25 protein-coding genes are annotated in these 26,770 nt (G+C 61.8%); 8 read left to right on the forward strand and 17 right to left on the reverse strand.

The features are described from left to right. Nucleotides 1-63 precede the first annotated feature (63 nt). Entirely contained in the window at nt 64-3,375 is a 3,312-nt protein-coding gene (locus tag CLU90_RS12765) for a S41 family peptidase (protein ID WP_100428086.1), read from the reverse strand. 203 nt (nt 3,376-3,578) lie between these two features. Between CLU90_RS12765 and CLU90_RS12770 the strand changes: the two genes are divergently transcribed. The 3 genes from CLU90_RS12770 to CLU90_RS12780 all read left to right on the forward strand — a co-directional run bounded on the left by CLU90_RS12770 (nt 3,579) and on the right by CLU90_RS12780 (nt 8,396). After that, complete coding sequence (locus tag CLU90_RS12770; protein WP_092711168.1) at nt 3,579-4,628, forward strand: quinone-dependent dihydroorotate dehydrogenase; 1,050 nt, start codon at nt 3,579-3,581, stop codon at nt 4,626-4,628. Beyond that, complete coding sequence (locus CLU90_RS12775) at nt 4,628-5,674, forward strand: aldo/keto reductase (protein ID WP_092711356.1); 1,047 nt, start codon at nt 4,628-4,630, stop codon at nt 5,672-5,674. Before CLU90_RS12770 ends, CLU90_RS12775 begins: the two co-directional genes overlap by 1 nt. Nucleotides 5,675-5,972: 298 nt before the next feature. Beyond that, a complete protein-coding gene (locus CLU90_RS12780) occupies nt 5,973-8,396 on the forward strand; it encodes a TonB-dependent receptor plug domain-containing protein (protein ID WP_100428087.1) in 2,424 nt (807 codons plus the stop codon). 90 nt (nt 8,397-8,486) lie between these two features. On the opposite strand, the gene CLU90_RS12785 is transcribed toward CLU90_RS12780, so the two are convergent. Further along, nucleotides 8,487-9,038 carry a PEP-CTERM sorting domain-containing protein gene (locus CLU90_RS12785; RefSeq protein ID WP_232731183.1) on the reverse strand — a complete coding sequence of 184 codons (552 nt, stop codon included), beginning with the start codon at nt 9,036-9,038 and terminating at the stop codon, nt 8,487-8,489. A 397-nt stretch (nt 9,039-9,435) separates the two neighbouring features. Between CLU90_RS12785 and CLU90_RS12790 the strand changes: the two genes are divergently transcribed. From CLU90_RS12790 to CLU90_RS12800, 3 genes are all read left to right on the forward strand, one after another. After that, nucleotides 9,436-10,014 carry a hemerythrin domain-containing protein gene (locus CLU90_RS12790; RefSeq protein ID WP_198511205.1) on the forward strand — a complete coding sequence of 193 codons (579 nt, stop codon included), beginning with the start codon at nt 9,436-9,438 and terminating at the stop codon, nt 10,012-10,014. Between the two features lie 75 nt (nt 10,015-10,089). Next, the gene (locus CLU90_RS12795; protein WP_100428088.1) at nt 10,090-10,701 is read left to right on the forward strand and encodes an immunity protein Imm33 domain-containing protein; all 612 of its coding nucleotides are present in this window, start codon (nt 10,090-10,092) and stop codon (nt 10,699-10,701) included. Next, nucleotides 10,698-11,057: an MmcQ/YjbR family DNA-binding protein gene (locus CLU90_RS12800; protein ID WP_100428089.1), complete on the forward strand. Its 360-nt coding sequence runs from the start codon at nt 10,698-10,700 to the stop codon at nt 11,055-11,057. The genes CLU90_RS12795 and CLU90_RS12800 overlap by 4 nt, the downstream gene beginning before the upstream one ends. On the opposite strand, the gene CLU90_RS12805 is transcribed toward CLU90_RS12800, so the two are convergent. The 8 genes from CLU90_RS12805 to CLU90_RS12840 all read right to left on the reverse strand — a co-directional run bounded on the left by CLU90_RS12805 (nt 11,054) and on the right by CLU90_RS12840 (nt 17,904). After that, nucleotides 11,054-11,986, reverse strand: a complete 933-nt coding sequence (locus tag CLU90_RS12805) for a CysB family HTH-type transcriptional regulator (RefSeq protein WP_092711179.1) — start codon at nt 11,984-11,986, stop codon at nt 11,054-11,056. The two genes, CLU90_RS12800 and CLU90_RS12805, sit on opposite strands and share 4 nt — an antisense overlap. A gap of 14 nt (nt 11,987-12,000) precedes the next feature. Further along, nucleotides 12,001-13,071: a sulfate/molybdate ABC transporter ATP-binding protein gene (locus CLU90_RS12810; protein ID WP_034747519.1), complete on the reverse strand. Its 1,071-nt coding sequence runs from the start codon at nt 13,069-13,071 to the stop codon at nt 12,001-12,003. 1 nt (nt 13,072) lies between these two features. Continuing rightward, nucleotides 13,073-13,999, reverse strand: a complete 927-nt coding sequence (cysW, locus tag CLU90_RS12815) for a sulfate ABC transporter permease subunit CysW (RefSeq protein ID WP_232731184.1) — start codon at nt 13,997-13,999, stop codon at nt 13,073-13,075. After that, a complete protein-coding gene (gene cysT / locus CLU90_RS12820; protein ID WP_442906743.1) occupies nt 13,996-14,805 on the reverse strand; it encodes a sulfate ABC transporter permease subunit CysT in 810 nt (269 codons plus the stop codon). Before cysT ends, cysW begins: the two co-directional genes overlap by 4 nt. 289 nt (nt 14,806-15,094) lie before the next feature. Further along, nucleotides 15,095-15,733, reverse strand: coding sequence for a peroxiredoxin (locus tag CLU90_RS12825; protein ID WP_034747512.1), 639 nt, complete (start codon nt 15,731-15,733; stop codon nt 15,095-15,097). Nucleotides 15,734-15,774: 41 nt separating this feature from the next. Further along, a complete protein-coding gene (locus tag CLU90_RS12830; protein WP_034747509.1) occupies nt 15,775-16,341 on the reverse strand; it encodes an RBBP9/YdeN family alpha/beta hydrolase in 567 nt (188 codons plus the stop codon). A gap of 44 nt (nt 16,342-16,385) precedes the next feature. Beyond that, a complete protein-coding gene (locus tag CLU90_RS12835) occupies nt 16,386-17,390 on the reverse strand; it encodes a sulfate ABC transporter substrate-binding protein (RefSeq protein ID WP_100428091.1) in 1,005 nt (334 codons plus the stop codon). A 130-nt stretch (nt 17,391-17,520) separates the two neighbouring features. Next, on the reverse strand, nt 17,521-17,904 hold the full coding sequence (locus tag CLU90_RS12840; protein WP_100428092.1) for a diacylglycerol kinase: 384 nt from the start codon (nt 17,902-17,904) through the stop codon (nt 17,521-17,523). Nucleotides 17,905-18,051: 147 nt separating this feature from the next. On the opposite strand from CLU90_RS12840, the gene CLU90_RS12845 reads away from it, so the two are divergent. Then, entirely contained in the window at nt 18,052-18,831 is a 780-nt protein-coding gene (locus CLU90_RS12845; protein WP_046685991.1) for an IclR family transcriptional regulator, read from the forward strand. A 54-nt stretch (nt 18,832-18,885) separates the two neighbouring features. Here CLU90_RS12845 and pbpG read toward each other — a convergent pair whose 3' ends face one another. From pbpG to CLU90_RS12860, 3 genes are all read right to left on the reverse strand, one after another. Beyond that, the gene (pbpG, locus tag CLU90_RS12850) at nt 18,886-19,959 is read right to left on the reverse strand and encodes a D-alanyl-D-alanine endopeptidase (protein WP_092711189.1); all 1,074 of its coding nucleotides are present in this window, start codon (nt 19,957-19,959) and stop codon (nt 18,886-18,888) included. A 176-nt stretch (nt 19,960-20,135) separates the two neighbouring features. Beyond that, entirely contained in the window at nt 20,136-20,855 is a 720-nt protein-coding gene (locus CLU90_RS12855; RefSeq protein WP_092711191.1) for a nitroreductase, read from the reverse strand. 26 nt (nt 20,856-20,881) lie between these two features. Continuing rightward, entirely contained in the window at nt 20,882-21,799 is a 918-nt protein-coding gene (locus CLU90_RS12860; protein ID WP_100428093.1) for a DMT family transporter, read from the reverse strand. A 351-nt stretch (nt 21,800-22,150) separates the two neighbouring features. Between CLU90_RS12860 and CLU90_RS12865 the strand changes: the two genes are divergently transcribed. Continuing rightward, complete coding sequence (locus CLU90_RS12865) at nt 22,151-22,717, forward strand: phasin family protein (RefSeq protein ID WP_092711195.1); 567 nt, start codon at nt 22,151-22,153, stop codon at nt 22,715-22,717. A gap of 121 nt (nt 22,718-22,838) precedes the next feature. On the opposite strand, the gene CLU90_RS12870 is transcribed toward CLU90_RS12865, so the two are convergent. Genes CLU90_RS12870 through CLU90_RS12885 form a run of 4 tightly spaced genes read right to left on the reverse strand, consistent with a single transcriptional unit; the run spans nt 22,839 to nt 26,528 of the window. Continuing rightward, nucleotides 22,839-23,561: an ABC transporter ATP-binding protein gene (locus tag CLU90_RS12870; RefSeq protein WP_100429444.1), complete on the reverse strand. Its 723-nt coding sequence runs from the start codon at nt 23,559-23,561 to the stop codon at nt 22,839-22,841. An 11-nt stretch (nt 23,562-23,572) separates the two neighbouring features. Then, entirely contained in the window at nt 23,573-24,346 is a 774-nt protein-coding gene (locus CLU90_RS12875) for an ABC transporter ATP-binding protein (protein WP_034785170.1), read from the reverse strand. Between the two features lie 12 nt (nt 24,347-24,358). Beyond that, nucleotides 24,359-25,576, reverse strand: a complete 1,218-nt coding sequence (locus CLU90_RS12880) for an ABC transporter permease subunit (RefSeq protein WP_100428094.1) — start codon at nt 25,574-25,576, stop codon at nt 24,359-24,361. A gap of 22 nt (nt 25,577-25,598) precedes the next feature. Next, complete coding sequence (locus tag CLU90_RS12885; protein WP_092711201.1) at nt 25,599-26,528, reverse strand: branched-chain amino acid ABC transporter permease; 930 nt, start codon at nt 26,526-26,528, stop codon at nt 25,599-25,601. Nucleotides 26,529-26,770: the final 242 nt, after the last annotated feature.

Consider the following 26,770-nt stretch of genomic DNA (forward strand, 5'->3'; position numbering starts at 1 on the left):
GGCGAAGGGCCGGGGTCGGACCCTCAGGGTCCGACCCCAGTCTTTGCATCGGGGGTTTCCGTTTTATTTGCTCTTGTCCGGAAACGCAGGACGTGCAGGCCGCACGGGCGGATTTTTCGCCAGCTCGGCCTGGATCACTTCAATCGCCTTTTCCAGCTGCGGATCGCGGCCCGCAATGACGTCGGCCGGCGTTTGCTCGACTTCGATATCGGGCGGCACGCCCTCGTTCTCCACGCCCCAGCCGTTTTCGCGGGTCCAGAACGCCAGATTCGGCGCCGTGATGGTGCCGCCATCCATCAGCACGGGGAAGCCGAGGATGCCCACCAGGCCGCCCCAAGTCGCCTTGCCGATCAGCGGACCCATGTTATTTTTGCGGAACATCCACGGCAGCAGGTCGCCGCCCGAGCCGGCCGTCTCGTCGATCAGCATGGCGCGCGGACCCTGGATCGACGCGGACGGCGTCTTCATGTCGGCGCCGTAGCGCATCGTCCACCAGGCGATTTCCTTCTTCTGCAGGATCTCGATGTAGTAATCGGCCACGCTGCCGCCGCCATTGAAACGCTCGTCGACGATGATGGCCTGCCTGTCCGCCTGCGGGAAGAAATAGCGCTTGAAGTAGGTGTGGCCCAGGCCCGCCGTATTGGGCACGTACACGTAGGCCACCTTGCCGCCGGTTGCCGCATTCACCTTGCGCATATTGCCTTCGATCCAGTCGCGGTTGCGCAAGGCATCCTCGGTCGGCACGGGCACCACGGTGATCGTGCGCGCACCCTTGCCGTCGGCCGATGGCCCCACGGTCAGGTCGATGGCCTTGCCGGCCGTGTTCTCGAAGGCGCTGTACAAATTGGTGGGCGGCGCCAGCGGGCGGCTGTCGACGGCCAGCAGGTATTCGCCCGCCTTGACGTTCAGGCCCGGTTCCGTCAGCGGCGCGCGCAGGGCCGGATTCCAGTTCAAGCCGCCATACACCTTCCTGAAGCGGTAATGGCCATCGCTCACTTCGTAATCGGCACCCAGGAGTCCACCCGGCACCTTCTTCGCCTCGATGAAATCGTCGCCGCCACCGCCGCGGTGGTGGCCCACGGCCAGTTCACTGCACATCCACTGGATCAGGCGGTTCAGGTCCGCGCGGCTCGACAGCTCGGGCAGGAAGACGGCGTACTTGTCGCGCATGGCCTTCCAGTCCACGCCATGCATGCCCGGGTCATAAAAATAATCGCGGTTGATGCGCCATACCTCGTTGAAAATCTGCGTCCATTCGGCGCGCGGGTCCGCTTTCACTTCGATGGCGTCGACCTTGATCTTGCCTTCGCCCGGCATCAGCAGCTTGCCCGTGGCGGAGCCCATGGCCCAGTTGTCCTTCTGGCGGTACAACAGCTTCTTGCCGTCGGCGGAAACGTCGAAGTCGTCGGCGTCGGCCACCACGGTTTCCGCCTTGCGCTCCTTCAGGTCGAAGCGCTGCACGGCCTTCTTGCCATCGCTTTCGCGCAGCAAAAATATCTGCCCCGCGGCGCCGGCGGCCAGGCTGGAAAACTGCGCGGCCGGCAGCGGCAGGTCGACGATGCGCGTGGCGATGCCGTCGAAGTCGATGCTGATCGGCGCCACCGGCGCCACGACCACTTTCGGATCGTCGCGGCCCGTCTTCGGATCGATCTTCGGTTCAGTCTTCGACTCCGCTTCCGCCTTCGCCGTGTCTTTTTTCGCGTCCGTACCGGCGGCCTTTTCCTCGTCGCTCTCCTTGATCAGGGGCGACGGCAAGTCGCGCCGCAGCACGGCCATCCATACGGTGCGCGTCACCAGATTGTCTTCGTTCTGCTGCGAAAACCAGTTGTTGCTGGGGCCGGCATTCGTGGACGCGAAGAAGTACAGGTACTTGCCGCTCTTGTCGAACACGGGTTGGGCCACGTCGGACAGGCCATCGGTCACCGGCATCGACTTGTTCTGCTCGACGGAATAGATGTAGGCGCTGCGCGTGTAGGTGGGCGAATTGAGCGTGTAGGCCAGCCAGCGCGAATCGGGCGCCCACGAGGCGCGCATGCTCTTGTCGACGCCATACATCGGCTCCGTGGCGACCTTCTGCACTTTGCCCGTGCCGACGTCGATCACGTACATGCTCCAGCCATTGTCGGCAAACGCGATCTTCCTGCTGTCGGGCGACCAGACGGCATTGTCATAGAAGCCGCTGCCATTGAGCTTGAACTTGCGCACGGCGCCCTTGCCATCCTGCGCCCGCACGTGCAGTTCATATTCGCCCGACTCGTCCGAGAAATACGCGACCGAGCGGCCATCGGGCGACCAGATCGGCGTGCGCTCGTGGGCGCCGGCCGTCTGCGTCAGGTTGCGCACGTCGCCCTTGTCCGCGGGAATGGTGACGATCTCGCCCCGATACTCGAAGGCGATGCGCGCGCCCGACGGCGAGATCGACGCGTCGCGGATATATTTCGCATTCTTGACCCAGCGGGGGCGCGTCTGTCCCAGGTCGCTGGCCACGCCGATGGTCAGTTTGTGCGCCTGGCCGCTGGCGATGTCGAACGCGTGCAGGTAGCCCGCCTGCTCGTAGACGATGGTGCCGTTCGCGGCCGATGCGTTCAGCACGGGGAAATCCGTGTGCCGCGTCAGCTGGCGCACGGCCTTGCTCTTGACGTCATACGCGAACAGGTTGAATTCGCCGTTGCGGTCGGAGCGGAAGTAGACGGTGTCCTTGATCCAGATCGGGGCGACGTCGTTCGAGCGCGTCGTCGGCTGGGGGATTTTTTCAATCGACTTGTCGCTGGACGAAAACAGCCACAGCCAGGAATTGGTGCCGCCCCGGTAGCGCTTCCACTGCTTGAAGGCGGGCGCCAGCGGGTTGTAGGCGATGCGCTTGCCATCGGGCGAATACGTGGCGCGCGAGGCATTCGGAATCTCCAGCTGCGTTTCCACGCCGCCCGCTACCGGCACCGTAAACAGCTTCTGGAAGCGGTTGTTGAAGGCGGCGCGGGGCGAGGTAAACATCACGGACTGGCCATCGGGCGTGAACGACTGCGCCAGGTCCACGCCCGGGTGGAAGGTCAGGCGGCGCGGCACGCCACCGGCCGCCGCAATCACGTACACGTCGATATTGCCGTCGATATTCGCGCTATACGCGATCAGGCTGCCGTCGGGCGAGAACACGGGATGCGACTTGTCGCCCAGGTCGGAGGTCAGGCGCCGCGCGCCGCCGCCATCGAGGTTCGACAGCCACAAATCGCCCGCATAGATGAAGGCGATGTGGCGGCTGGAAACGGCCGGTTCGCTCAGCATGCGGGTGTCTTGCGTATTGGGCAGGGCCAGGGCCGGGTGGCTCAGCAGCAGTGCGCTGGCGGCCGCGATGGCCGTCAAGATGCGTGTCTTTTTCAATCGATGTCTCGCTTATGAAGTCAACAGAACAGAGAAAAAACAGGAAGGTCCGCGGCCCGATGCGAATTATGAATGAATTAATGTTGCATTAGACAAAAGAGAACTATACACCCGGCAGCCACGCGGAACACGGTAAAATACGGCACTTATTTCGCGCGCCGCCAGCCCTTCCCGGCGGCCCGCACACCTACTCAAAGCGCCCCATGTCTGAAAAATTCCTGTACTCCCTCGCCCGCCCGCTGCTGTTCTCGATGGATGCCGAAGCGGCCCATCATCTCACCCTGCCCGCCCTGAAACGCGCCAGTGCGCTGGGCCTGACGAAGCTGGCCGGCAAACCGGCGGCGGATCCGCGCACGGTGATGGGCATCACCTTCCCCAACCCGGTCGGCCTGGCCGCGGGCCTGGACAAGGATGGCGCCTACATCGACGCGCTGGCCGACCTGGGTTTCGGTTCCATCGAAGTGGGCACCGTCACGCCGCGCGCGCAGGCGGGCAATCCGAAACCGCGCATGTTCCGCCTGCCGCAGGCGCAGGGCATCATCAACCGCATGGGTTTCAATAATGGCGGCGTCGACGCCTTTGTCGCCAACGTGCAGGCGTCGAAGTTCTACCAGAACCGCGCCGGCGTGCTGGGACTGAACATCGGCAAGAATGCCGACACGCCCATCGAGCGCGCGGCCGACGACTATCTGCTGTGCCTGGAAAAAGTCTACCCGTATGCCAGCTATGTGACGGTGAACATCTCGTCGCCGAACACGAAAAACCTGCGCCAGCTGCAGGGCGCGTCCGAACTCGACGCCCTGCTGTCGCAGCTCAAGGAAGCCCAGGCGCGCCTGGCGGACAAACACAAGCGCTACGTGCCGCTGGCCCTGAAAATCGCGCCTGACATGGATGGTGAACAGGTGAAAAGCATCGCCGAGTCGCTCACGCGCCACAAGATCGACGGCGTCATCGCCACCAACACGACCCTGTCACGCAGCGCCGTCGAAGGCATGCCGCACGGCGCGGAAGCGGGCGGCCTGTCCGGCGCGCCCGTGTTCGAGCTGTCGAACAATGTCATCCGTCTGCTGAAGGCGGAACTGGGCGACGCGCTGCCCATCATCGGCGTGGGCGGCATCATGCAGGGCAGCGACGCCGTGGCCAAGTTCGAAGCGGGCGCGCAGCTGGTGCAGCTGTACAGCGGCCTGATTTACGCAGGCCCCGCCCTGATCAAGGATTGCGCCCGCGCGCTGCGCGGCAAGCAGGCAAAATGATCGCCAAGGTCAAGCTGGGTTCCAGCAGCCTGGAAGTGAGCACGATCTGCCTGGGCACGATGACCTTCGGCGAGCAGAATAGCGAAGCCGAAGCGCACAGCCAGCTCGATTACGCGCTCGAACGCGGTATCAACTTCATCGACACGGCCGAGATGTATCCGGTGATGGCCAGCGCGCAAACGCAGGGCAGCACCGAGCGCTACATCGGCAGCTGGCTGAAGAAAAGCGGCAAGCGCGACCAGATCGTCCTGGCCAGCAAGGTAGCCGGACCGAACTCGCGCATGCACTGGATACGCAAGGGCAAGACGGACCACGACGCCGTCAACATCCGCGCCGCCGTCGAGGACAGCCTGCGCCGGCTGCAGACGGAGCATATCGACCTGTACCAGTTGCACTGGCCCAGCCGCAACCTGCCCATCTTCGGCGCCAGCGTGTACAACCCGCGCAAGGAGCACGCCTCGGTCGCCATCGAAGACACCCTGGCCGTGCTGGGCAAGCTGGTCGACGAGGGCAAGATCGGCCACATCGGCGTGTCGAACGAATCGTCGTGGGGCGTGTGCGAATACATCAAGCAGGCCGAGCTGAAAGGCTTGCCGCGCATCGCCTCGATCCAGAACCTGTACAACCTGACGGCGCGCCATTTCGAGACAAGCTTGCTCGACGAAACCTGCCACCGGGAAAACGTCAGCTTGCTGGCCTACAGCCCGCTGGCGTTCGGCCAGCTGACGGCGAAATACCTCGACGATCCGCAAGCCAGGGGCCGCCTGACGATTTTCCCGCCCGGCTGGAGTCCCCGCTACGTGCGCCCCGCTACCATAGCAGCCGCCGCCCAGTATGCGGCGCTGGCCCGCGCGCACGGCTTGACGCCGGCGCAGCTGGCCCTGGCCTGGTGCTACTCGCGCTGGTTCGTGGCCTCGACCATCATCGGCGCCACCAGCGTGGCGCAGTTGCAGCAAAATATCGATGCCCATCAAGTCAGCCTGTCGCCGGACCTCGTGGCGGCCGTCGACGCCATCCACGCCAGTCTGCCCAATCCGGGCCAGTAAGCGCGCTCCGCCTGGCGGCGCAGGCCGCCGCCAGGCTCCCCCCCCTCTCATCGCAACTAGTCGTATTTATACAACAGCTGGCAATTTACTGCTGTGCAGCATTGCGGCCTTGCCCTGCGCGGTCGTATGCTGGAAACGAGGCCATATGCGCTACTCGCGCCATGTTGACGTCTTTCAGATATTTATTGCATATCGATAGACAGAACGATTCGTAAGCACGCCGCGTGCCCACTGTTAATCTGATTGCATCACCGGACCGCCATGGTCCGCGCAACCACCAACCGAAGAGATATCGTCGATGAGTTCAAGCACCGCCCGCTCCCAGCTTCCCGCCCTCCCCGTGAAAACCGTTATCGCCGCCAGCCTGGTCGCCTGCTTCAGCCTGCCGATGCAGGCGCAAGCGCAGCAAGAACTGCCGGCCGAAGGCGAATTGCAGTCGGTCGTGGTCACCGGCACCTTCGCCAAGAACCGCCGCACCATCGATTCCGAGTCGCCGATCGACATCCTCACGTCGCGCGACCTGCAAAGCACGGGTTCGGGCGAACTGGCCACCGTGCTGGCGCGCCTGCTGCCATCGCTGAACTTTGCCCGCGCCACGGGCGCCGACGCCAGCGACGCCGTGCGTCCGGCCCAGCTGCGCGGCCTGTCGCCAGACCAGACCCTGGTGCTGGTGAACGGCAAGCGCCGCTACACGTCGGCCGTCGTCAACGTCAACGGTTCGCTGGGCCGCGGCTCGGCGCCCGTCGACCTGAACGCCATCCCGCTGGCCGCCATCGACCACGTGGAAGTGCTGCGCGATGGCGCGGCGGCCCAGTACGGTTCCGACGCGATTGCCGGCGTGATCAACATCATCCTGAAAAAAGGCGCGGCCGGCGGCGACGTCGAAGTGAGCTATGGCCAGACGCAGGAACGCGACGGCAAGCAGAAATCCATCAAGGGCTCGGCCGGCTTCGCGCTCGGTGACGACGGCTGGGTGCGCGTCTCGGCGGAAGTGGCGGAACGCGATCCGACCAACCGCGCCGGCGCCGACTTCCGCAATCCGCTGGAGCCGCGCTACGGCAAGGTCAACCAGCGCTATGGCGATCCGGAAAGCAAGCCGGCGACGATTTTCCTCAACAGCGAATACCGCATCAATGACAACATCGACTGGTACGCCTTCGGCAACTATGGCAAGCGCGACACGTCGGCCGCCGCCACCTGGCGCACGGCGCTGATCGCGGACCCGAATAATTCGAAGCAGTTCGTCCAGCGCACGCCGCTGTTTCCGGAAGGCTTCCTGCCGCTGCAAAACAGTACCCTGACAGACCAGTCCATCGTCACGGGCTTGCGCGGCGAAGCGGCCGGCTGGCGCTGGGATGCCAGCCTCAATTACGGCAGCAACAAGTTCGAACTGGACCTGGACAACACGGTCAACCAGTCGCTGGGCGCAGCCAGCCCCACGCATTTCTATGCCGGCTCGCTGAAAAACGAACAGACCGTCTTCAACCTCGATGCGGCGCGCGAGTTTCCCGTGTCTTACTTTACGGGTCCGCTGACGGTGGCCGTGGGCGCCGAAGCGCGCCATGAAAAGTACAGCATCGGCGCCGGCGACGCAGCGTCGTACACGGGCGGCGGTTCGCAAGGCTTTGCCGGCTTCCGTCCCGCCAATGCGGGCAGCCACTCGCGCCACAACGAGTCGATCTATGTGAACCTGGAAGCGGAAGCGACGAAAAACCTGTCCGGCGGCGTGGCCCTGCGCCATGAGCGCTACAGCGATTTCGGCAGCACCACCTCGGCCAAGGGTTCGGCCCGCTATGCGTTCACGGACGCCCTGTCGCTGCGCGGCACCGTGTCGAGCGGCTTCCGCGCGCCATCGCTGGCGCAGCAGTACTACACCATCACCACCACCAACTTCCAGGTCGTCAACGGCGTCAACACGCCGATCGAGACGGGCACCTTTGCCGTCAACACGCCGCAGGCGCGCGCTCTGGGCGCACAGGATCTGAAACCGGAAAAGGCCCGCAACTACAGCCTGGGCCTGCAGTTCCAGCCCAGCCGCAACTTCACCACCAGCATAGACGCCTACCGCATCGACATCGACAACCGTATCCTGTTCTCGGCCAATCTGGTGCTCAACAATGCATTGAAAAGCGTCCTGGCCGCGCAAGGCACGCCTGTGGGCTCGGGACGCTACTTCACCAATGCCGTCGATACGCGCACGGAAGGCGTGGACATCGTCAGCACCTACCGCATCGACCTGCAGGACAAGAACCGCCTGGACCTCACCGTGGCGTACAACCACAACAAGAGCAAGGTTCAGAAAATCGCCGACAATCCCGCCATCCTGACGGCCAACAACCTGAAACTGATCGACCGCCAGAGCATCGACCGCATCACGGTGGCCTCGCCGAAGGACAAGTTCAGCCTGGCCGCCGACTACGGCTTCGGCATCTGGAATGCGCACGGCGTCGTGACGCGCTACGGCAGCTTCACCGTGCCGCAAAACGACGTCAAGCTGGACCAGACGTATGACCCGCAATGGGTGCTGGACGTGTCCGGTTCCGTGAAACTGGGCAAAAACTGGCGCCTCGTGGCCGGCATCGACAACGTCACCAACCGCTACCCGGCGCAAGTGACGAGCGCCGGCAACCTGAACGTCAACGGCACCCAGCCCTACAGCATCTTCGCGCCGAACGGTTTCAACGGCCGCTATTACTACGCCAAGGCTGGCTATAGCTGGTAAATAACGCTCTGCCATGCAAAAAGCCCGGAACGCATTGCGCGTTTCCGGGCTTTTTCATGTCTTGCGCCCGCAGGCGCATCAGGCTCAGGCTCAGGCGCGGCGGCGGCGCGCGGCAAAACCGACCAGGCCCAGGCCCAGCATCAGCATGCCGTAGGTCGCTGGCTCAGGCACGGCCGAGACCGAGTTGAACGCGCGGAAATTGCTCAGGCCACGCGGCAAGTTGGCAATGCTGAAAACCGTATTGGCGGCCAGCGGCGTATCCCAGTGGAACAACAGTTCGCCACGGCCATAATGCACGGCCAGGTAGTCGAAGCTGGAGTTGACGGTGAAGGAACCGGACTTGCTGCTGGCCAGGTCGCCCTGGGCGGCAAAGACCAGCGAGCCGGTGCCGCTCGATGGCAGACCAAACTTGCTGCTGACCAGGCTCTGGATGGCGGCCGCACTTTGCGGGCCGGACGGGTTGGCGCCGTCATAGACCCAAACCGAGTCCGCAGCCACGCTGCCGTAGGTGACGGTCTTGCCGCCCACCGCAAAGCCGCTCATGGCAGGATCGGTGATTTCCACCCAGCTCGCCGCTTGGGCCAATGGTGCGAGGCAAGCCGAGACAGCGAGGCAGAGACCCAGTACAGCACGTTTAGTCATGTTCATAGTTTCCCCTGTTAATAAATTTCAAAAATTACAATGTTGTTTATATTTTTATTACACTTCTTTGCGATTGGACAAAAGATATCATTCAGGAAATCAAAATGCAATAAAAGAAACATCTTCAGTCATTGAAAATTTCAATCGCTCTCATGCATTGATTGCATCAGCCCGCTTTGCGCGGCGTCATGCTTCGTGCAAGCCCGGCCGTGACATTGGCGGGCTGGACTGAAGTGTTGTTAATTCACACTGGCGCAGGCGCCGTTCAGGCAAGCCCGGCCTGCGTTATCGCACGCCGTCTTGCGCCAGCGCAGACAAACGCCATCCTTCCTGCCGGACGGCCCGTCGCCGCGCCCTATCATGCATGCTCCTGCCGACATCCATCACGGAGCACGCCATGCTGACTTTAAGCAAATTGAGTCCCTCCATCACCGACATGATCCGCTTCGACCATAGCCACGTGCTGCTGGCCTTCCATCAGTACACCACCAGCAAAAAGCCCGCCGTCAAAAAAGCCCTGGCCGACACCATCTGCAGCGCGCTGGAAATCCATGCGAACCTGGAAGAAGAAATTTTCTATCCGCAGATGCGCCTGCTCGACGGCGATGCGGCCGTACGCCAGAAAAGCGTGCCCGAGCACCAGGAAATGCGCCGCCTGATCGCGCAATTGCGCGCGACGGATGCCGCCGCCACGCGCCATGACGCCTTGCTGCTGGAACTGATGCGCGACGTGCTGCACCATGTGGCCGATGAGGAAACCGTGCTGCTGCCGGAAGCGGAAGCGCAGCTGACAGCAAGGCGCTTGAGCGAGCTGGGCGCGCAGATGAGCAAGCGGCGCATGGCCCTCGTCAAGCCGCAAGCGGGCAAGATCGCCGCCAATACACTGATCGGTTTTTCCGGCAGCACCGCCGCCTGGGTCATGGGGGCGGCCGGCGTGCTGCTGGCGGCCCGGCTGTTTTCCCGCAAGACGGCCTGAACTGGCCAGGCGAGTAGCCAGGCCGGCGGGCAATCGGCTACCATGGGAGTTCTTCGACTCCGATGACGGACCACCATGCCCAGCTGGCACTTGGCCGACGCCGCCGAACTGGCGGCGCGCCACCCCTATACTTTCTATAAATCGCCGCCCGAGGCCATTGCCCAGGTGCGACCGGGCGAGGTAGTCAAGCTGATCTTCGCCTTCCACAGCGACGACCCGCAGGCGCCGGGCGCCGAGCGCATGTGGGTGCTGGTCGATACGGTCGAGCCAAATGGGCACTTCACCGGCAAGCTCGACAACATGCCCGGCTACATCGCCGATTTGCATGCCAAAGACCCCATCGCCTTCGATGCGCGCCACATCATCAATACGCAGCACGACGATGACGACAACCTCGTCAACCGCTACGCGGGCCTGTGCTTCGTGACGAAAAAAGTGCTGGAAGACGGTGCGCCCGTCGGCTATCTGTACCGCGAGGAACCGGACAACGACGGCGACAGCGGCTGGCGCTTCACGGCCAACGACGAAAGCGACGACTACATGAACGACAGCGCCAACGTGGCCCTCGTGTCGCTGGGCGCCGTACTCAGCGTGGACGACCGTTTTATTGCGCTACTGGATGCGCCTGCCGGATCGGCCTATGCCTTCCACCACAGCACGCAACAATTCATGGCGGTGGACGAATGACGACAGATGAACTGAAGGATTTTTGCGCGGCCCGGCCCGGCGCGCAAGCCGTGCTGTACGGAGCGCCGTCGAACATCCTCGTGTTTGAAGTGGGCGGCAAGAAGTTTGCCTATTTCAAGACCAGCGCGCCCGAGCAGTGGCGCTTCAGCCTGCGCGTCAGCGCCGAACGCTTCGTCGAACTGACGGACATGCCGGGCGTCAAACCGGCCCGCTACATGGGCCGCTTCCACTGGGTGACCATCGTCGACGTGGCGCGCTTCCCCGCCGATTACCTGACGGAACTGGTGCGCGATAGCTACGCGCGCGCCTTGGCCAGCCTGACGCGCGCGCAAAGGGCCGAGCTCGCAGCGGCCTAGAGCGCTTCCTCTCCCGCCATGGCGCGGTCGATGTCTGCGCGCGTCAGGTCCGGCGCCAGTTGCAGGATGAACTCGTAGGCGTAGGCGCGCAGGTAGGCGCCGCGGCGCACGGCCAGGCGCGTCGTGTTGGTGGCGAACAGATGCGACGCTTCCACGGCCCGCAAGCCCTTGTCGCGGCCATGATCGAAGGCCATCGAAGCGACGATGCCCACGCCCAGGCCCAGCGCCACGTACTGCTTGATGACGTCGGAATCCATGGCCGTCAAAATGATGTCGGTCGCCACGCCCGCCTTGGCAAACGCGTCGTCGATATGGCCGCGCCCCGTGAAACCCTTGTCGTAGGTAATCAAGGGATACTTGGCCAGGTCTTCCAGGCGGATCGGCGAGTGATCGAGCAGCGGGTGGCCGTCCGGCACGACGATCAGATGGCTCCAGCGGTAGCACGGGAACGACACGAGGTCGGGGAACTGGCTCAAGCCTTCCGTGGCGATGCCGATGTCGGTCTTGCCCGACAGCACCCATTCCGCGATGTGCTCGGGCGCGCTTTGCTGCAGCGCGATGCGCACGTCGGGGAAGGCGGCGCGGAAGCTTTGCACCACTTTCGGCAGCGCATAGCGCGCCTGCGTGTGCGTGGCCGCCACGGATAGCGTCCCGCTGGTCTGGCCGCTGTATTCGAGGCTGGCCTGCTGCAGGTTTTCCGCCTCGATCAAGAGGCGGTCGACGATCTTCAAAATGCCCTTGCCCGGCTCCGTCAAGCCCGTCAGTCGCTTGCCGTTGCGCTCGAAAATCACGACGCCCAGCTCGTCCTCGAGTTCGCGGATTTGCCGGCTCACGCCCGGCTGCGACGTGAACAGGGCATTGGCCACTTCCGTCAGGTTATAGCCGCGGCGGGCCGCTTCGCGGATGGAGCGCAGTTGTTGAAAATTCATGGTGTTCCAGCCTCTCAGGTTCTTGTCGGTTCAACGAACACGTGCAGACGTTTCGGGCGCACGACCAGGGTCTCGCCTTCCTTCAGTTGCAAATGCGTAAAACGCTCGTTCGACATCACCGCTTCGATCAGCTCGCTGTTGTCGACGCGCTGCAAGTCCAGCTGGGCCAGCGGACCGATCGCATGCGCGCGGCTCAATTTCACGACGATGCCTTCAGCGCCCTGCGTGTAGCGGTCGATTTCCAGGTCGTGCGGACGCACATAGGCCGTGCCCTTACTGTCGCTCACGCCCGCATAATCGGGCACTTCGAAGCTGGCGTCGCCCGTCGCCATCACGCCGTCATGCACGCGGCCGTGGAACAGGTTGACGTTGCCCAGGAAGCCATACACGAAGGGCGACGCCGGGTGGTTATAGACTTGCTCAGGGGAACCGAGTTGCTCGACCGTGCCCTTGTTCATCAGCACGACCTGGTCGGCCACTTCCAGCGCTTCTTCCTGGTCATGCGTGACGAAAATGCTGGTCACGTGCAAGTCGTCATGCAGGCGGCGCAGCCAGCGGCGCAATTCCTTGCGCACCTTGGCGTCAAGCGCACCGAATGGTTCGTCGAGCAGCAGCACGCGCGGCTCGACGGCCAGGGCGCGCGCCAGGGCGATACGCTGGCGTTGCCCGCCCGACAGTTGCGGAGGATAGCGGTCGGCCAGCCAGTCCAGCTGCACCAGTTCCAGCAAATCTTTCACTTTGCGGCGGATCTGGTCTTCCGAAGGACGCTCGCTGCGCGACTTCACGCGCAAGCCGAAGGCCACGTTTTCAAACACGGTCATGTGCTTGAACAGCGCATAGTGCTGGAACACGAAACCGACTTGCCGCTCGCGCACATGGCGGTTCGATGCATCTTCCGCGTCCAGCAGCACCTGGCCGCTGTCCGGATGTTCGAGGCCGGCAATGATGCGCAGCAAGGTGGTCTTGCCGCAGCCGGACGGGCCCAGCAGGGCCGTCAGTTCGCCGGCGGGAAAGTCCAGCGAGATATTGTCGAGGGCGACGAAATCGCCGAAGCGCTTGTGGATGTTTTTAACTGCGATGGTCATGTCAGTGCTCCGTAGAACGTAAGGCGGAATCGTCGGCGTCGCTCTCGTTCAAACGCCACTCAATGAAAGCTTTCAGGGCCAGGGTCACCAGGGCCAGCAAGGCCAGCAGGGAGGCGACGGCAAATGCGGCGGCGAAGTTGTACTCGTTGTACAAAATTTCGACTTGCAGCGGCATGGTGTTGGTTTCGCCGCGGATATGGCCGGACACGACGGACACGGCGCCGAACTCGCCCATGGCGCGGGCATTACACAGGATCACGCCATACAGCAGACCCCACTTGATGTTCGGCAAGGTGACCCGGCGAAAAGTGTTCCAGCCCGACGCGCCCAGCACGATGGCGGCCTCTTCCTCTTCGCTGCCCTGCGACTGCATCAGCGGGATCAGTTCGCGCGCCACAAACGGGAAGGTGATGAAGATGGTGGCCAGCACGATGCCGGGTACGGCGAACAGGATCTTGATGTCGTGCGCCTGCAGCCACGGGCCGAACCAGCCCTGGGCGCCAAACATCAGCACATAGATCAGGCCGGAAATCACCGGGGAAACGGAAAACGGCAAGTCGATCAGGGTCAGCAGGATGCTCTTGCCGCGGAACTCGAACTTGGCGATGCACCAGGAGGCGGCCACGCCGAATACCAGGTTCAGCGGCACGGCGATGGCGGCCGTGATCAGGGTCAGCTTGATGGCGGAAATGGCGTCCGGATCGATGATGGCGGCGATGTACGCTTCCCAGCCCTTCTTGAACGCTTCCGCAAACACGGCCACCAGGGGCACGATGAGGAAGGCCGTCAGGAACAGCAGGGCGACGGCGATCAGGACCGTGCGCACCCACAAGGGTTCCAGCACGACGGGGCCGACGTTCGGCTCGAAGCGGCGCGCCGTCGGCAGCGCCTTGTCCACGCCAGCGGCGGCAGTCGTATTCGTACTCATGATTTCTTCGCCTTTCCGCGCGTCCATGCTTGCAGCAGGTTAATCGTCAACAACAGCAAAAAGGAGACCACCAGCATCACCACGGCGATGGCCGTGGCACCTGCGTAATCGTATTGCTCCAGCTTGGTAATAATGAACAGCGGCGTGATTTCCGACACCATGGGCATATTGCCGGCGATAAAGATCACGGAACCGTACTCGCCCGTGGCACGGGCAAAGGCCAGCGCAAAGCCCGTCAGCAGGGAGGGCAAAATCGTGGGGAAGATCACGCGGATAAACGTTTGCAGCGACGAGGCGCCCAGGCTGGCGGCTGCCTCTTCCAGTTCACGCTCCGCGTCTTCCAGCACCGGTTGCACGGTGCGCACGACGAAGGGCAAGCCGATAAAGGTCAGCGCCACCACCACGCCCAGCGGCGTGAACGCCACCTTGATGCCCAGCACGCCTTCGATGAACTGGCCGAACCAGCCGTTCGACGAATACAGGGCCGTCAGGGTGATGCCGGCCACGGCCGTTGGCAGGGCGAACGGCAAATCGACGAGGGCGTCGATGATGCGCTTGCCGGGAAATTTATAGCGCACCAGCACCCAGGCCAGGATGCCGCCAAACACCACGTTCAGCAGCGCGGCGATCAGCGAGGCGCCGAACGTCAGGCGGTAGGACGCCATCACGCGATCGGACGTGACGGCGCTGAAGAAGGCGTCCCACGTCATGGTGAAGGTCTTCAGGAACACCGACGACAGCGGAATGAGGACGATCAGAGCCAGGTAAAAGAGCGTGAAGCCCAGTGACAGCTTAAACCCCGGCATGACCCGAAACGGCGCTCCCCGCGCCTTGAACGGTGTTGCTGATGCTGCAGACATAGAAACCCCTTCTTATTACATTTTTGAGTTATAGGGCGCAATAATCACATGCAAGCGTTATAAAAAGAACTAACCATTTCTCATTTGCTTAGATGGATTTTGCATACTTGCTGGCGGAATCTATGGGCGAAAAAAAGGGGTCGGACCCTGTGGGTCCGACCCCGGCTTTTGGGGTGGGGTTGGGGTGGGCACACACTTAACCCAACACCTTGACGGCTGGGGTCTGACCCCGTTCTTACTTGTTCGGCTGCGGCGTGAGGCGTAAATACGGCTTGGCGGCCGTAAAGCCCTTCGGATACTTCTGCTTGATCACGTCCGGGTCTTGCACGGTCAATGGAATGATGACGTCGTCGCCATCCTTCCAGTTGCCGGGCGTGGCAACCGTATAGCCATCCGTCAGCTGCAGGGCGTCGATGACGCGCAGGATTTCGTTGAAGTTGCGGCCCGTGCTCAGCGGATACGTGAGGATCAGCCGCACTTTCTTGTTCGGGTCGATGATGAAGACGGAGCGCACGGTGGCCGTGACGGACTGTTCCGGGTGGATCATGTCGTACAGCACCGACACTTTCTTGTCGACGTCGGCGATGATGGGGAAGCCCACCACCGTGTTTTGCGTCTCTTCGATATCCTTGATCCAGCTCTTGTGCGACTCGGCCGCGTCCACGGACAAGGCGATGGCCTTCACGTTGCGCTTGTCGAATTCCGGCTTGAGCTTGGCCGTCAGGCCCAGTTCCGTCGTGCACACGGGGGTAAAGTCGGCCGGGTGGGAAAACAGCACCACCCAGGAATTGCCCGCCCACTCGTGGAACTTGAGCGGGCCGATCGAGCTGTCTTGTTCAAAATCAGGGGCGACATCGCCCAGGCGTAAAGTCATCGTGATCTCCTGTGAGGTTATGTGGCAATCGAATTGTCGAATCAGGCTGCCTGACGGTGGCGCTTGTCGCTTTGCGCCAGATCAAACAGCGTTTGTAATTGCGCCTGGCCGTAGACCCAGTCGCCAAGGCGCGACTCGGCGTTGATATGGCCCAGCGCACCGCCATCAATATACTTGCAATTCCAGCGCCGTGCCCACTGCGCCGCATGTTCGGCCGTCATCCACGGATCGGTCTGGCTGGCGATCAGGATGCCGGGGCAAGGCAGCCGCTTTTGCGGCAATGCCTTCGCCACGCCAAACTTGTCCGGGTCGGCCGGCCCCACCAGCAGCACGCCGGCCACGCCCTGCGGGTCGCGGGCCAGGCTGTGCGCCGTCGTCAGGCAGCCGAAGCTGTGGGCGACGATCAGGGTCGGGCGCGCATCCTGCCGCCGCACCTGGTCCAGGCGCGCCGACCAGGTGGCCAGGTCGGGCGCGTTCCAGTCGTCCTGCTCGACCCGCTCGAATTGCGGATACAGGCGCTGCCAGCGGCTCTGCCAGTGCTCGGGACCGCTGTTATGCAAGCCCGGCACGATCAGTACCCGGTAATCGGAAAAGCTGCGCAGCGCCATGATGTGTCCTTTTAGTAACGGTCTGGCAATCGTGCCATCCGGTATTACTTGGGCTGGTAGATCTGGTCGAAGAAGCCGCCGTCGGCAAAGTGCGCCTTTTGCGCGGCCGTCCAGCCGCCCGCCACTTGCTCGATAGTGAACAGGTTGACCTTGGCGAACTGCGACGCGTATTTCTTCGCCGCTTTGTCCGTTGCCGGACGGTAGTAATTTTTCGCGATGATGTCTTGTGCTTCATCCGTGTACAGATAGTTCAGGTAAGCCTCGGCCACCTTGCGCGTGCCGTGCTTGTCGGCAAACTTGTCGACGACGGCCACGGGCGGCTCGGCCAGGATGCTGACGGATGGCGTGATGATGTCGAACTTGGTCGGGCCCAGTTCCTTGACGGCCAGGTAAGCCTCGTTTTCCCAGGCGATCAGCACGTCGCCGATGCCGCGTTCGACGAAGGTGGTGGTGGCGCCGCGCGCGCCGGAATCGAGCACGGGCACGTTTTTATACAGTTTGCCGAGGAAATCCTTGGCCTTCGCTTCGTTGCCGCCCGGCTGGCGCAGCGCGTAGCCCCACGCGGCCAAGTGGTTCCAGCGGGCGCCGCCCGAGGTTTTCGGGTTCGGCGTGATGACGGAGACACCAGGCTTGATCAGGTCGTTCCAATCCTTGATGCCTTTCGGGTTGCCCTTGCGCACCAGGAAGACGATGGTCGAGGTGTAAGGCGAGCTGTTGTGCGTCAAGCGCTTTTGCCAGTCGGCGGCCAGCAGCTTGTGCTCGGCCAGCGCATCGATGTCATAGGCCAGGGCCAAGGTGACGACGTCCGCTTCCAGGCCGTCGATGACGGCGCGCGCCTGCTTGCCGGAACCGCCGTGCGATTGCTTGATCTTGACGTTGTCGCCCGTCTTGCCTTTCCACTCCTTGGCAAATGCCGTATTCACATCCTGGTACAGCTCGCGCGTCGGGTCGTACGACACGTTGAGCAGGGTGATATCGGCAGCCTGCGCCGTTTGCAGAATGGCAAACGCGCTGATGGCGGCGGCAATGATGATTTTTTTCGACAGCATCTAAGATCCCCGTGTGGTTGAACTTGCAGAGCCACCAGATTACGGCGCCATGGCCGCAAAGAGAACGAAGCGTTTCGCCGTTTGATATGCGTTTTTCACATATGGACGGCGCGCAGCGGGGATTTAGTGCTTAATAAAAACGGTTGAACAGGATGACGGACCAGGTGGCGAAGGCCAGGATGCAGGTCAGCAGCACGGCCGCGCTGCCGAAGTCCTTGGCGTTTTTCGACAGCGGATGGCGTTCGAGCGAAATACGGTCGACCACGGCTTCGATTGCCGAATTGATCAGTTCGACGATCAGCACCAGCAGCAGCACGCCGATCAGCACCAGCTTTTCAAACGCGGAAATGCGCAGCAGCAAAGCGATCACCGTGCCGACGAGGAACAGGCCCAGCTCCTGGCGGAACGCATGTTCATGACGCCAGGCCGCCTTCAAACCGTCGAGCGAGTAGGAAAAGGCGGAGAAAATCCGTTTCAAGCCGCTTTTGCTCTTGAATTCATTCACAGGTTGCATGGTTTTCCAAAGTTACACACGTGGTCACATTATGATGGCCGGCATAGGGATTGTGACAATTTTTTCGCTATCCATCTCGGAACATTTCACTATTTTTTCACATCATGGTATAAAGAAGGATGAATACTGCATTGCACCAAATCCATCATGAAAATTGAACCGGTCGCTGCCCCGAAGACGACGATCCAGGTGATCGAGCGCATGGTCGCCCTGCTCGACGCCCTGGCCAAATATTCCGACCCGGTCAGCCTGAAGGAATTGTCAAAAGTTTCCGGTCTGCACCCCTCGACGGCGCACCGCATCCTCAACGACATGGTGCTGACGCGCTTTGTCGACCGCATCGAACCGGGCACGTACCGGCTGGGCATGCGCCTGCTGGAACTGGGCAATGTGGTGAAAAGCCGCCTCAGCGTGCGCGAAGCGGCGCTGGACTTCATGCGCCAGCTGCACAAGAAAACCCAGCAAACCATCAACCTGTCCGTGCGCCAGGGCGACGAGATCGTCTATATCGACCGCGCCTTTTCCGAACGCTCGGGCATGCAGGTCGTGCGCGCCATCGGCGGCCGCGGGCCATTGCACCTGACCTCGACGGGCAAATTGTTCCTCTCCGTCGACGAACCGAAAGCCATCCGCGCGTATGCCACGCGCACGGGACTGGCTGGGCACAACAAGAATTCCATCACGGATCTGCAAAAGCTCGAACGCGAACTGAGCCTGGTGCGCGAACGCGGCTATGCGCGCGACAATGAAGAGCTGGAACTGGGCGTGCGCTGCATGGCCGCCGGCATCCGCGACGATTCGGGCAAGCTGATCGCCGGCCTGTCGATCTCGGCCCCGGCCGACCGTCTGCAGGATGAGTGGCTGGTGGACCTGGTGGAAACGGCGAACCAGATTTCAGTGACTTTGGGGTTTATTCCTCAGGACTAAAGCTGGGGTCTGACCCGACGGGTCAGACCCCGGTCAACGCCGCCATGGACATTTTTAGCCGCCGGGCAAGCTCATGTTGGCAGGTTTCAATGCTTCCAGCCACTTGCGCATGCGTCCCGCATCGGCCGTACGCGACTGTTTACCCTTGGAATCAAGGAAAACCATGATCACGGCCCGTCCTTCGATGACGGCCTGCATCATCAAGCAACGTCCAGCCTCATTGATGAAGCCCGTCTTTTGCAGGCCGATCTCCCAGCCCGGGTTGGCCACCAGGTGATTCGTATTGCCGAACTGCATGGGCTGGCCGCTGGCTTCGACGATGGCTTTCGGGTCCGTCGAGTACTCGCGCAGCAACGGATGGCGGAAGGCGGCCATGGCCAGCTTGCCCAGGTCGCGCGCGCTGGCCACGTTCATCTTCGACAAGCCGCTGGAATCGACATAATGCGTATCCATCATGCCCAGCTGGCGCGCCTTGCTGTTCATGGCGTCGACAAAGGCCGGCAAGCCGCCCGGATAATTGCGACCCAACGCCGAGGCGGCGCGGTTTTCCGAGCTCATCAGGGCGATGTGCAGCATATTCGCGCGCGTCAATTGCGAGCCCACTTTCAGGCGCGAGCTGCTGAACTTGGCCCGGTCGACGTCCTCGTCCGTGATCGTCAGCAATTCATCCATGTCCTGGTGCGCTTCGACCACCACCAGGCCCGTCATCATCTTGGTGATGGAGGCGATGGGCAGGGCAACATTTGAATTCTTTTCAAACAGCACTTCCGAATTGTTCTGGTCCAGCACCAGCGCCACGCTCGATTTGAGGTCGAGCGGATCGCGCGTGAGGTTCAGGCCGGCCAGGTCGCCCATGGTGGGCATCGGCGCGGCCATGGGAACGGCCACGCTGCTGACCTTTTGATAGATGACCTTGCGTTTGCCGCGCACCATGACGACCCGGCGCACGGTCTTTTCGCGCGGTGCGGCCGTCGCGCCCTTGCGCAGCACGACTTTGACTTTCTTGGTGTTGTGTTTCTTGGAGGCTGAGGATTTGCCGTTCGCTTCCTTGGCGTGCACGGCCGCAGCCGGCGCCAGTGCAAACAGCAGGGAAGCCAGGACACCCAGCGCAAGTTTAAACTTAGCCATTCGATAATTCCCCGTGAAGCTGTTGCCTAATTGCAGTGTAGCGAAATGCAGAGTAATCGCAAGCCCATTTAACAGTTAGGACAGTATTTATTGCAGTACTGAAAGACAAATCGTTGGCGATCAGCAAACAAGCTCATCCTTAATCGGCTGTTTGCTTGTGCTCATCGCTGGCATGTCTATTTGTCCATGAATTTAACAAAGCCGGCCAGCGGCTCGCGTTCCGTGCTCAGGCGGTTTTCGATCTTGTCCGGATCGGCATAGCCGAGGGCCATGCCGCACACCACCATTTCGCTGGCCGGCACGTCCAGCTCGTCGCGGATGATGTCATGGTAATGGATGAAGGCTGCCTGCGGGCACGTGTCGAGCCCACGCGCGCGCGCCGCCAGCATGATGTTTTGCAAGAACATGCCATAGTCGAGCCAGGAACCCTGCTCCAGCACCCGCTCGATGGTAAAGATCAGGCCGACGGGCGCATCGAAAAACTGGAAATTGCGCCCATGCTGGGCCGCCATGCCGGCCGTATCGCCCCGCTCCAGGCCCAGCAGCTGGTACAGGTCCAGGCCGATCTTGCGCCGGCGCTCGATGAACGGCGCCGTCCACTGGCGCGGGTAATAGGTGTACGACGCCGTGCGGGCGGGCGCATCGGGCACTTTCGGCGCCGCATACGCTTCCAGGATGCGGCGCGACAGGCGCGCGCGCGCCTCGCCCGACAGCACATACACTTTCCACGGCTGCATGTTGGCACCCGAGGGCGCGCGCGCCGCCACCTCCAGGATGCGCGCGATATCGTCCTGCGCCACCGGCGTGGGCAAAAAGGCGCGGATAGAACGGCGCGACAGAATGACGGCGTCGACGGCTTGCTGCGCCGCCCGGGTTTCAGATGCTTGCTTGTTCACTGCCCTGCTCTCCTGCTATAGCTTATCTATTTCTTGACCACAAACACGACGCCGATCACGGCCACCAGCATGCCGGCGATGCCCAGCATATTGAATGCTTCGCCAAACATCAGCCAGGCCATCACGGCCGTCGTGGGCGGCGTCAGGTACAGCAAGCCCGTCACTTTCGTCGCGTCGCTGCGGCGGATCAGGGCGAACAGCAGGAAGATGGCGCCGATGGACAGCACGAGTACCGACCACAGCAAGGCGCCGATGAAGTTCGCCGTCCATTGCACATTGCTGAAATGCAGGTCCAGCCCTTCGAAATACAGGACGAATGGCAAGACCACGACGATGGAAGCGGCAAACTGCACCACCGTGCCGGTGCGCAAGTCGAATTGCGGACAGTGGCGTTTTTGGTACATGGTGCCGGCCGTCATCGACAGCAAGGCGAATACGCACAGCAGCACGCTTTCCACGGTCAGGCCCACGAGGTTGATCTTCGCATACACGACGAGGGCCACGCCCAGCAAGCCAAAGAACAGGCCCAGCCACTGGCGCGGGCGCACGGATTCGCCGATCAGCGGTGCGGCGCAGGCCGTCAGCACGGGCTGCATGCCCACGATCAGCGCGGACAGGCCGGCCGGCATGCCCAGCTTGATGGCACACCAGACACCGGCCAGGTAACCGGCCTGCATCAAGATGCCGGCCACGGCGATCTGGCGGAACTGTCCCACGGGCCACGGCGCGCGCAACAGCAGCACCAGCGGCAGCAGAATCACCAGCACGCCCAGGAAACGCAGCAGCAAAAAGGTCAGCGGGGGGGCGTACGGCAGGCCAAACTTGGCCACGATAAAACCTGTGCTCCATAACAACACGAAGAAACCGGGCAAGGCCATCGGCGTCAGAGTGGTCAGAAGAGAGGCTTTGCCGCTGGCGCCAGCCGCGGCGGGAAGATTGGACATGGTATCAACTCGGGAAACAGGATCGGCACAGGGGCGCTGCGCCAGTGCGGGAGCCAAAGTCTAGCATGCTGCGCCGCAATCGTCCCCGTAGCCGCTGGAAACAATAGTTTAGACATAAACCATTGACACGCAGAAATCAAATATTTCTCTTTAGAAACAACGACTTTTGATCCAAATCTATTCAATTGTTGCATCGCACAAGAAACGCTTGACTTCGTTTTTTTTCACCGTAGAATAGAGTTTGTTGCGTTGCACAATTCTTGTTCAGCTTGAAAAATTTAGATTCACCTGCTTTCCCAAACGGTACACGCAGCATCAAATTAACCAGATTTCGATTTTTTGGAGATTTATATGTTTTCAATTCCTGAGCAATTTTCGTCCGCTACCAAAGCCAACCTGGAAGCCCAATTCGCCCTGTTCTCGTCGCTGACGGGCAAGGCCTTCGAAGGCATCGAAAAGATCGTCGAACTGAACCTGACGGCCGCCAAGGCGACCCTGGAAGAATCGACCGCCGCCGCCAAGCAATTGCTGTCGGCAAAAGATCCACAAGAATTCTTCTCGCTGAGCGCTGCTCAAGCCCAGCCTAGCGCCGAAAAAGCCATCGCTTACGGTCGTCACCTGGCTGCCATCACGTCCGGCACCCAAGCCGAGTTCAGCAAAGCAGCCGAATCGCAAATCGCTGAAACCAACCGCAAAGTGATTTCGCTGGTGGAAGAAGTCACCAAGAACGCGCCAGCCGGTTCGGAAAACGCCGTCGCCATCCTGAAAAGCGCCATCGGCAACGCCAATGCAGGCTACGAGCAATTCTCGAAAACCAGCAAGCAAGCCGTCGAAGCCATCGAAGCGAACCTGACGTCGGCCGTGAACCAGTTCACGCAAGCAGCTGAAAAAGTCGTGCCACGCGCTGCCGCCAAGTAATTCTTGCGTGACCGCTCCGGCGGTCCGCTGCACTGGCTCCTCCAGGCATCCATCCCGCACTTCCCCGACGGATGCCATTATGCCCCAGCCCAGCTGGGGCATTTTTTATGTCTGATCGTTCTTATTCCCCCAGATATGCCGCCTTCACGCGCGGGTCATCGAGCATGGCGGCCGCGTTGCCGCCCATGGTGACGAGGCCGGAATCCATCACATAGCCGCGGTGCGCCGCCTGCAGGGCCAAGCGGGCATTCTGTTCGACCAGCAAGATCGTGATGCCTTCGGACGACACCTTGCGGATCACCTCGAAGATTTTCTCGACCATGATGGGCGACAGGCCCATCGATGGCTCGTCGAGCAGCAGCAGCTTCGGATGGCTCATCAGTGCGCGCGCCATGGCCAGCATCTGCTGCTCGCCGCCCGACAGGGTGCCGGCCATCTGCGCCGCCCTTTCCTTGAGGCGAGGAAACACGTCGAACCACTTGGCGATATCGTCCTCGACACCGGCCTTGTCCGTGCGCGTGTAGGCGCCCATCATGAGGTTTTCGCGGATCGACATGCGGGTGAATACGCCGCGCCCTTCCGGCACCATGGCCAGTTTCCTTTCCACCAGATGGAACGATTTCGTGCCCTTGAGCGTTTCGCCCAGGTAGCTGATCGTGCCCTCGACCTTGCAGGCAGGCAAAGTCCCAGTGATGGCTTTCAAGGTCGTCGTCTTGCCGGCGCCGTTCGCGCCGATCAGCGCGATCAGCTCGCCCTGGTTCACTTCCAGGTCGATGCCTTTCACCGCCTTGATGCCGCCGTAGGCCACGTGCAAACCAGATACCTTCAATACATTCTTGTTCAAGCCATCGTTACTCATGCGTGCGATCCTCCCAGGTAAGCCTCGATGACGGCAGGATTTTGTTGTATTTCGGCCGGCAAGCCTTCCGCGATGCGCTTGCCGTATTCGAGCACCGTGATGCGGTCGCACAGTCCCATCATCAGTTTCACGTCGTGCTCGATCAACAGCACGGTCTTGCCTTCGGCCTTGATTTTCACCAGCAACTCGCGCAGGGCCAGCTTTTCCGTCGCGTTCATGCCGGCCGCCGGTTCGTCGAGCGCCAGCAGGGTGGGATCGGTGGCCAGCGCGCGGGCGATTTCCAGGCGCCGCTGGTCGCCATACGACAAAAAGCGCGCCGTGCGGCTGGCGAACTGGGCGATGCCGACGAAGTCGAGCAGCTCCATCGCCCGCTTGCGGATCGATGCCTCTTCCTCGCGCGCCGCCTTGTGGCGGAAGATGGCGCCGAACACGCCCTGGTGCGAACGCACGTGGCGCCCCACCATGACGTTTTCCAGCGCCGTCATGTCGCCAAACAAACGGATGTTCTGGAAGGTGCGCGCAATGCCCGCCTTGGCCACCTTGTGCGGCGCGGATGGCGAATACGGCTTGCCGGCCAGCTCGAAAGTGCCCGTGTCGGGCTGGTACAGGCCGGTGATGACGTTGAAAAACGTCGTCTTGCCGGCGCCGTTCGGGCCGATCAAGCCATAGATCTGCCCTTGCCGGATGGTGATGCCCACGTCGGTGAGCGCCTGCAAGCCGCCAAAACGTTTATTCACGCCGGCAATATTGAGAATGATCTGTTCGCTCATGCTATCCCTCCCTTAAGCGGACACGACGCCGGTGGATTTGTTCGGCTGGTCGACGTCGTGGTCGGGCCGGTCTTCGTGCTTCGGCGATGGCCACAGGCCGGCAGGACGGTTGAGCATGATCAAGACCATGGCCAGGCCGTACAGCAACTGACGCAGCACTTCCGCCTCGATCACCACGCGGCCGAACAGCGCCTGTTGGGCCGGTTCCACCACGTGGCGCAGCACTTCCGGTATCGAGGCGAGGATCACGCCGCCGAGGATCACGCCGGGGATGTGGCCGATGCCGCCCAGCACCACCATGGCCAGCACGGCGATCGATTCCGTCAGCGAAAACGATTCCGGCGAGACAAAACCCTGGAACGAGGCAAACATGGCACCGGCCACGCCGCCAAACGAGGCGCCCATGGAAAAGGCCAGCAGCTTGACGTTGCGCGTGTTGATGCCCATGGCCTTGGCGGCGATCTCGTCTTCGCGGATGGCCACCCAGGCACGGCCCAGGCGCGAATGCTGCAGGCGCTTGGTGACGAACACGACGGCGATGCACAGGAACAGGAACAAAAAGTAATAGGCGTTCACGGACGGCATGGAAAAGCCGGCCACCGTGACGGTGCTGTTGGTGCCTGCCTCGCCCGCCAGGTTGACGCCGAAGATGCGGATGGGGTCGATCAGATTGATGCCTTGCGGCCCATTCGTGAAATTGATCGGGTCATTCAAATTGTTCATGAAGATGCGGATGATCTCGCCAAAGCCCAGGGTGACGATGGCCAGGTAGTCGCCGCGCAACTTGAGCGTCGGCGCGCCCAGCAGGGCGCCGAACAGGCCGGCCACGGCTGCGGCCAAGGGCACGATGATCCAGATCGACAAATGAATGCCGTTTTCGCGGATTTCCGGCCCCATCAGCTGCACCAGGGTTTCGCCCAGCACCGGATATTGATTGACCACCGATTCGAGCAGGATGGCGAACTGGGGCGACGCCAGCAAGGCCGTCAGATAGGCGCCCACGGCATAGAAGGCGATGTAGCCGAGGTCGAGCAGGCCGGCAAAGCCGACGACGATGTTCAAGCCCAGGGCCAGCATGATGTACAGCAAGGCCATGTCGATGATGCGCACCCACGAGTTGCCGAACTGGGCGGCAAAAAACGGGAACACCATCAGCAGCGCGGCCAGGCCCAGCATGCCGGCGTAGGCTTTGGTCGGATTTTTCTTAGCGTCAAAGTCGAGTAGTGCCATGATTTAATCTCCCAGTTTTACATCAGGCACGGTCGGCCACACGTTCGCCCATGATGCCGGACGGGCGCAGGGTCAGCACGATGATCAGCACGACGAAGGCAAAGATGTCCTGGTAGTGGCTGCCCAGGAAGCCACCCGTGATGTCGCCGATATAGCCGGCGCCGAGGCTCTCGATAATGCCCAGCAAGATACCGCCCAGCATGGCGCCATAGATATTGCCGATACCGCCCAGCACAGCCGCGCAAAAGGCTTTCAGGCCGGGAATGGCGCCCATGGAAAATTGAATGGAGGCATAGTTGGCGCCCCACATCACGCCCGCCACGGCCGCCAGCGCGGCGCCGATGGCAAAGGTAGCCACGATGACCTTGTCGGAATCGACGCCCATCAGCCCTGCCACGCGGGGGTTTTCCGCCGTGGCGCGCATGGCGCGGCCCATCTTCGTTTTTTCCACCAGCAGCACCAGGCCGCCCATCGACAGCGCGGCCAGGGCCAGCAGCAGCACTTGCGTTTGCGAAATCACGGCGCCGCCTATGTTGATGGGGTCGGTCGACAGCAATTGCGGGAAGGGCAAGGGATTGCGCGTCCAGATCATCATGGCGAAGGTTTGCAGCAGGATGGAGACGCCGATGGCGGTAATCAGGGGGGCGAGGCGGGGGGCGTTGCGCAGGCGGCGGTAGGCGACCCGCTCGATGAGAATATTGACCAGGATACAGATGGGAATGGCGCCGAGGATGGCGGTGGCCAGTTTCAGGTAGCCGGGCCAGTCCGGCACATAAATACCCAGCAGCTTGAGGATGGTCAAGCCCACCATGGCACCGATCATGAGCACGTCGCCGTGGGCGAAGTTGATCAGGTTCAAAACGCCGTACACCATGGTGTAACCGAGGGCGACTAAGGCATACATGCTGCCCAACACCAAGCCGTTAATGATCTGCTGGATGAATGTATCCATGATTGCCCTATCAAATATGCATTTTCGGGAACAACTTCCGCCAGAACATGGGCCGCTGATACAAAAACGGCACCGGAGGAAGAATTCCTGCAGTGCCATCCCTGACCGTTCTCACCAGCATGGTGCACGCACTCAAAACGGGCGTGACCGTGCTTGGCTATAACGACAACACATTCAAGCTTGGAACAATCATAACGATCTTTTGCGAAAACTAAACTTGGAATAAAACGATCATTTCCGAA

Origin of the sequence: Janthinobacterium sp. 67, assembly GCF_002797895.1 — a bacterium.
Lineage (GTDB): Bacteria > Pseudomonadota > Gammaproteobacteria > Burkholderiales > Burkholderiaceae_D > Janthinobacterium.

Coding starts and splice junctions, on each gene's coding strand:
- CLU90_RS12805 (WP_092711179.1), bottom strand. CDS start 11,986: ATGAATTTTCAACAACTGCGCTCCATCCGCGAAGCGGCCCGCCGCGGC.
- CLU90_RS12830 (WP_034747509.1), bottom strand. CDS start 16,341: ATGGCGCTGCGCAGCTTTTCCGATTACCGGGTACTGATCGTGCCGGGC.
- CLU90_RS12875 (WP_034785170.1), bottom strand. CDS start 24,346: ATGAGCGAACAGATCATTCTCAATATTGCCGGCGTGAATAAACGTTTT.
- CLU90_RS12770 (WP_092711168.1), top strand. CDS start 3,579: ATGTCTGAAAAATTCCTGTACTCCCTCGCCCGCCCGCTGCTGTTCTCG.
- CLU90_RS12885 (WP_092711201.1), bottom strand. CDS start 26,528: ATGGATACATTCATCCAGCAGATCATTAACGGCTTGGTGTTGGGCAGC.
- CLU90_RS12865 (WP_092711195.1), top strand. CDS start 22,151: ATGTTTTCAATTCCTGAGCAATTTTCGTCCGCTACCAAAGCCAACCTG.
- pbpG (WP_092711189.1), bottom strand. CDS start 19,959: ATGGCTAAGTTTAAACTTGCGCTGGGTGTCCTGGCTTCCCTGCTGTTT.
- CLU90_RS12825 (WP_034747512.1), bottom strand. CDS start 15,733: ATGACTTTACGCCTGGGCGATGTCGCCCCTGATTTTGAACAAGACAGC.
- CLU90_RS12810 (WP_034747519.1), bottom strand. CDS start 13,071: ATGACCATCGCAGTTAAAAACATCCACAAGCGCTTCGGCGATTTCGTC.
- CLU90_RS12860 (WP_100428093.1), bottom strand. CDS start 21,799: ATGTCCAATCTTCCCGCCGCGGCTGGCGCCAGCGGCAAAGCCTCTCTT.
- CLU90_RS12785 (WP_232731183.1), bottom strand. CDS start 9,038: ATGACTAAACGTGCTGTACTGGGTCTCTGCCTCGCTGTCTCGGCTTGC.
- cysT (WP_442906743.1), bottom strand. CDS start 14,805: ATGCCGGGGTTTAAGCTGTCACTGGGCTTCACGCTCTTTTACCTGGCT.
- CLU90_RS12840 (WP_100428092.1), bottom strand. CDS start 17,904: ATGCAACCTGTGAATGAATTCAAGAGCAAAAGCGGCTTGAAACGGATT.
- cysW (WP_232731184.1), bottom strand. CDS start 13,999: ATGAGTACGAATACGACTGCCGCCGCTGGCGTGGACAAGGCGCTGCCG.
- CLU90_RS12880 (WP_100428094.1), bottom strand. CDS start 25,576: ATGGCACTACTCGACTTTGACGCTAAGAAAAATCCGACCAAAGCCTAC.
- CLU90_RS12845 (WP_046685991.1), top strand. CDS start 18,052: ATGAAAATTGAACCGGTCGCTGCCCCGAAGACGACGATCCAGGTGATC.
- CLU90_RS12835 (WP_100428091.1), bottom strand. CDS start 17,390: ATGCTGTCGAAAAAAATCATCATTGCCGCCGCCATCAGCGCGTTTGCC.
- CLU90_RS12795 (WP_100428088.1), top strand. CDS start 10,090: ATGCCCAGCTGGCACTTGGCCGACGCCGCCGAACTGGCGGCGCGCCAC.
- CLU90_RS12780 (WP_100428087.1), top strand. CDS start 5,973: ATGAGTTCAAGCACCGCCCGCTCCCAGCTTCCCGCCCTCCCCGTGAAA.
- CLU90_RS12800 (WP_100428089.1), top strand. CDS start 10,698: ATGACGACAGATGAACTGAAGGATTTTTGCGCGGCCCGGCCCGGCGCG.
- CLU90_RS12790 (WP_198511205.1), top strand. CDS start 9,436: ATGCTGACTTTAAGCAAATTGAGTCCCTCCATCACCGACATGATCCGC.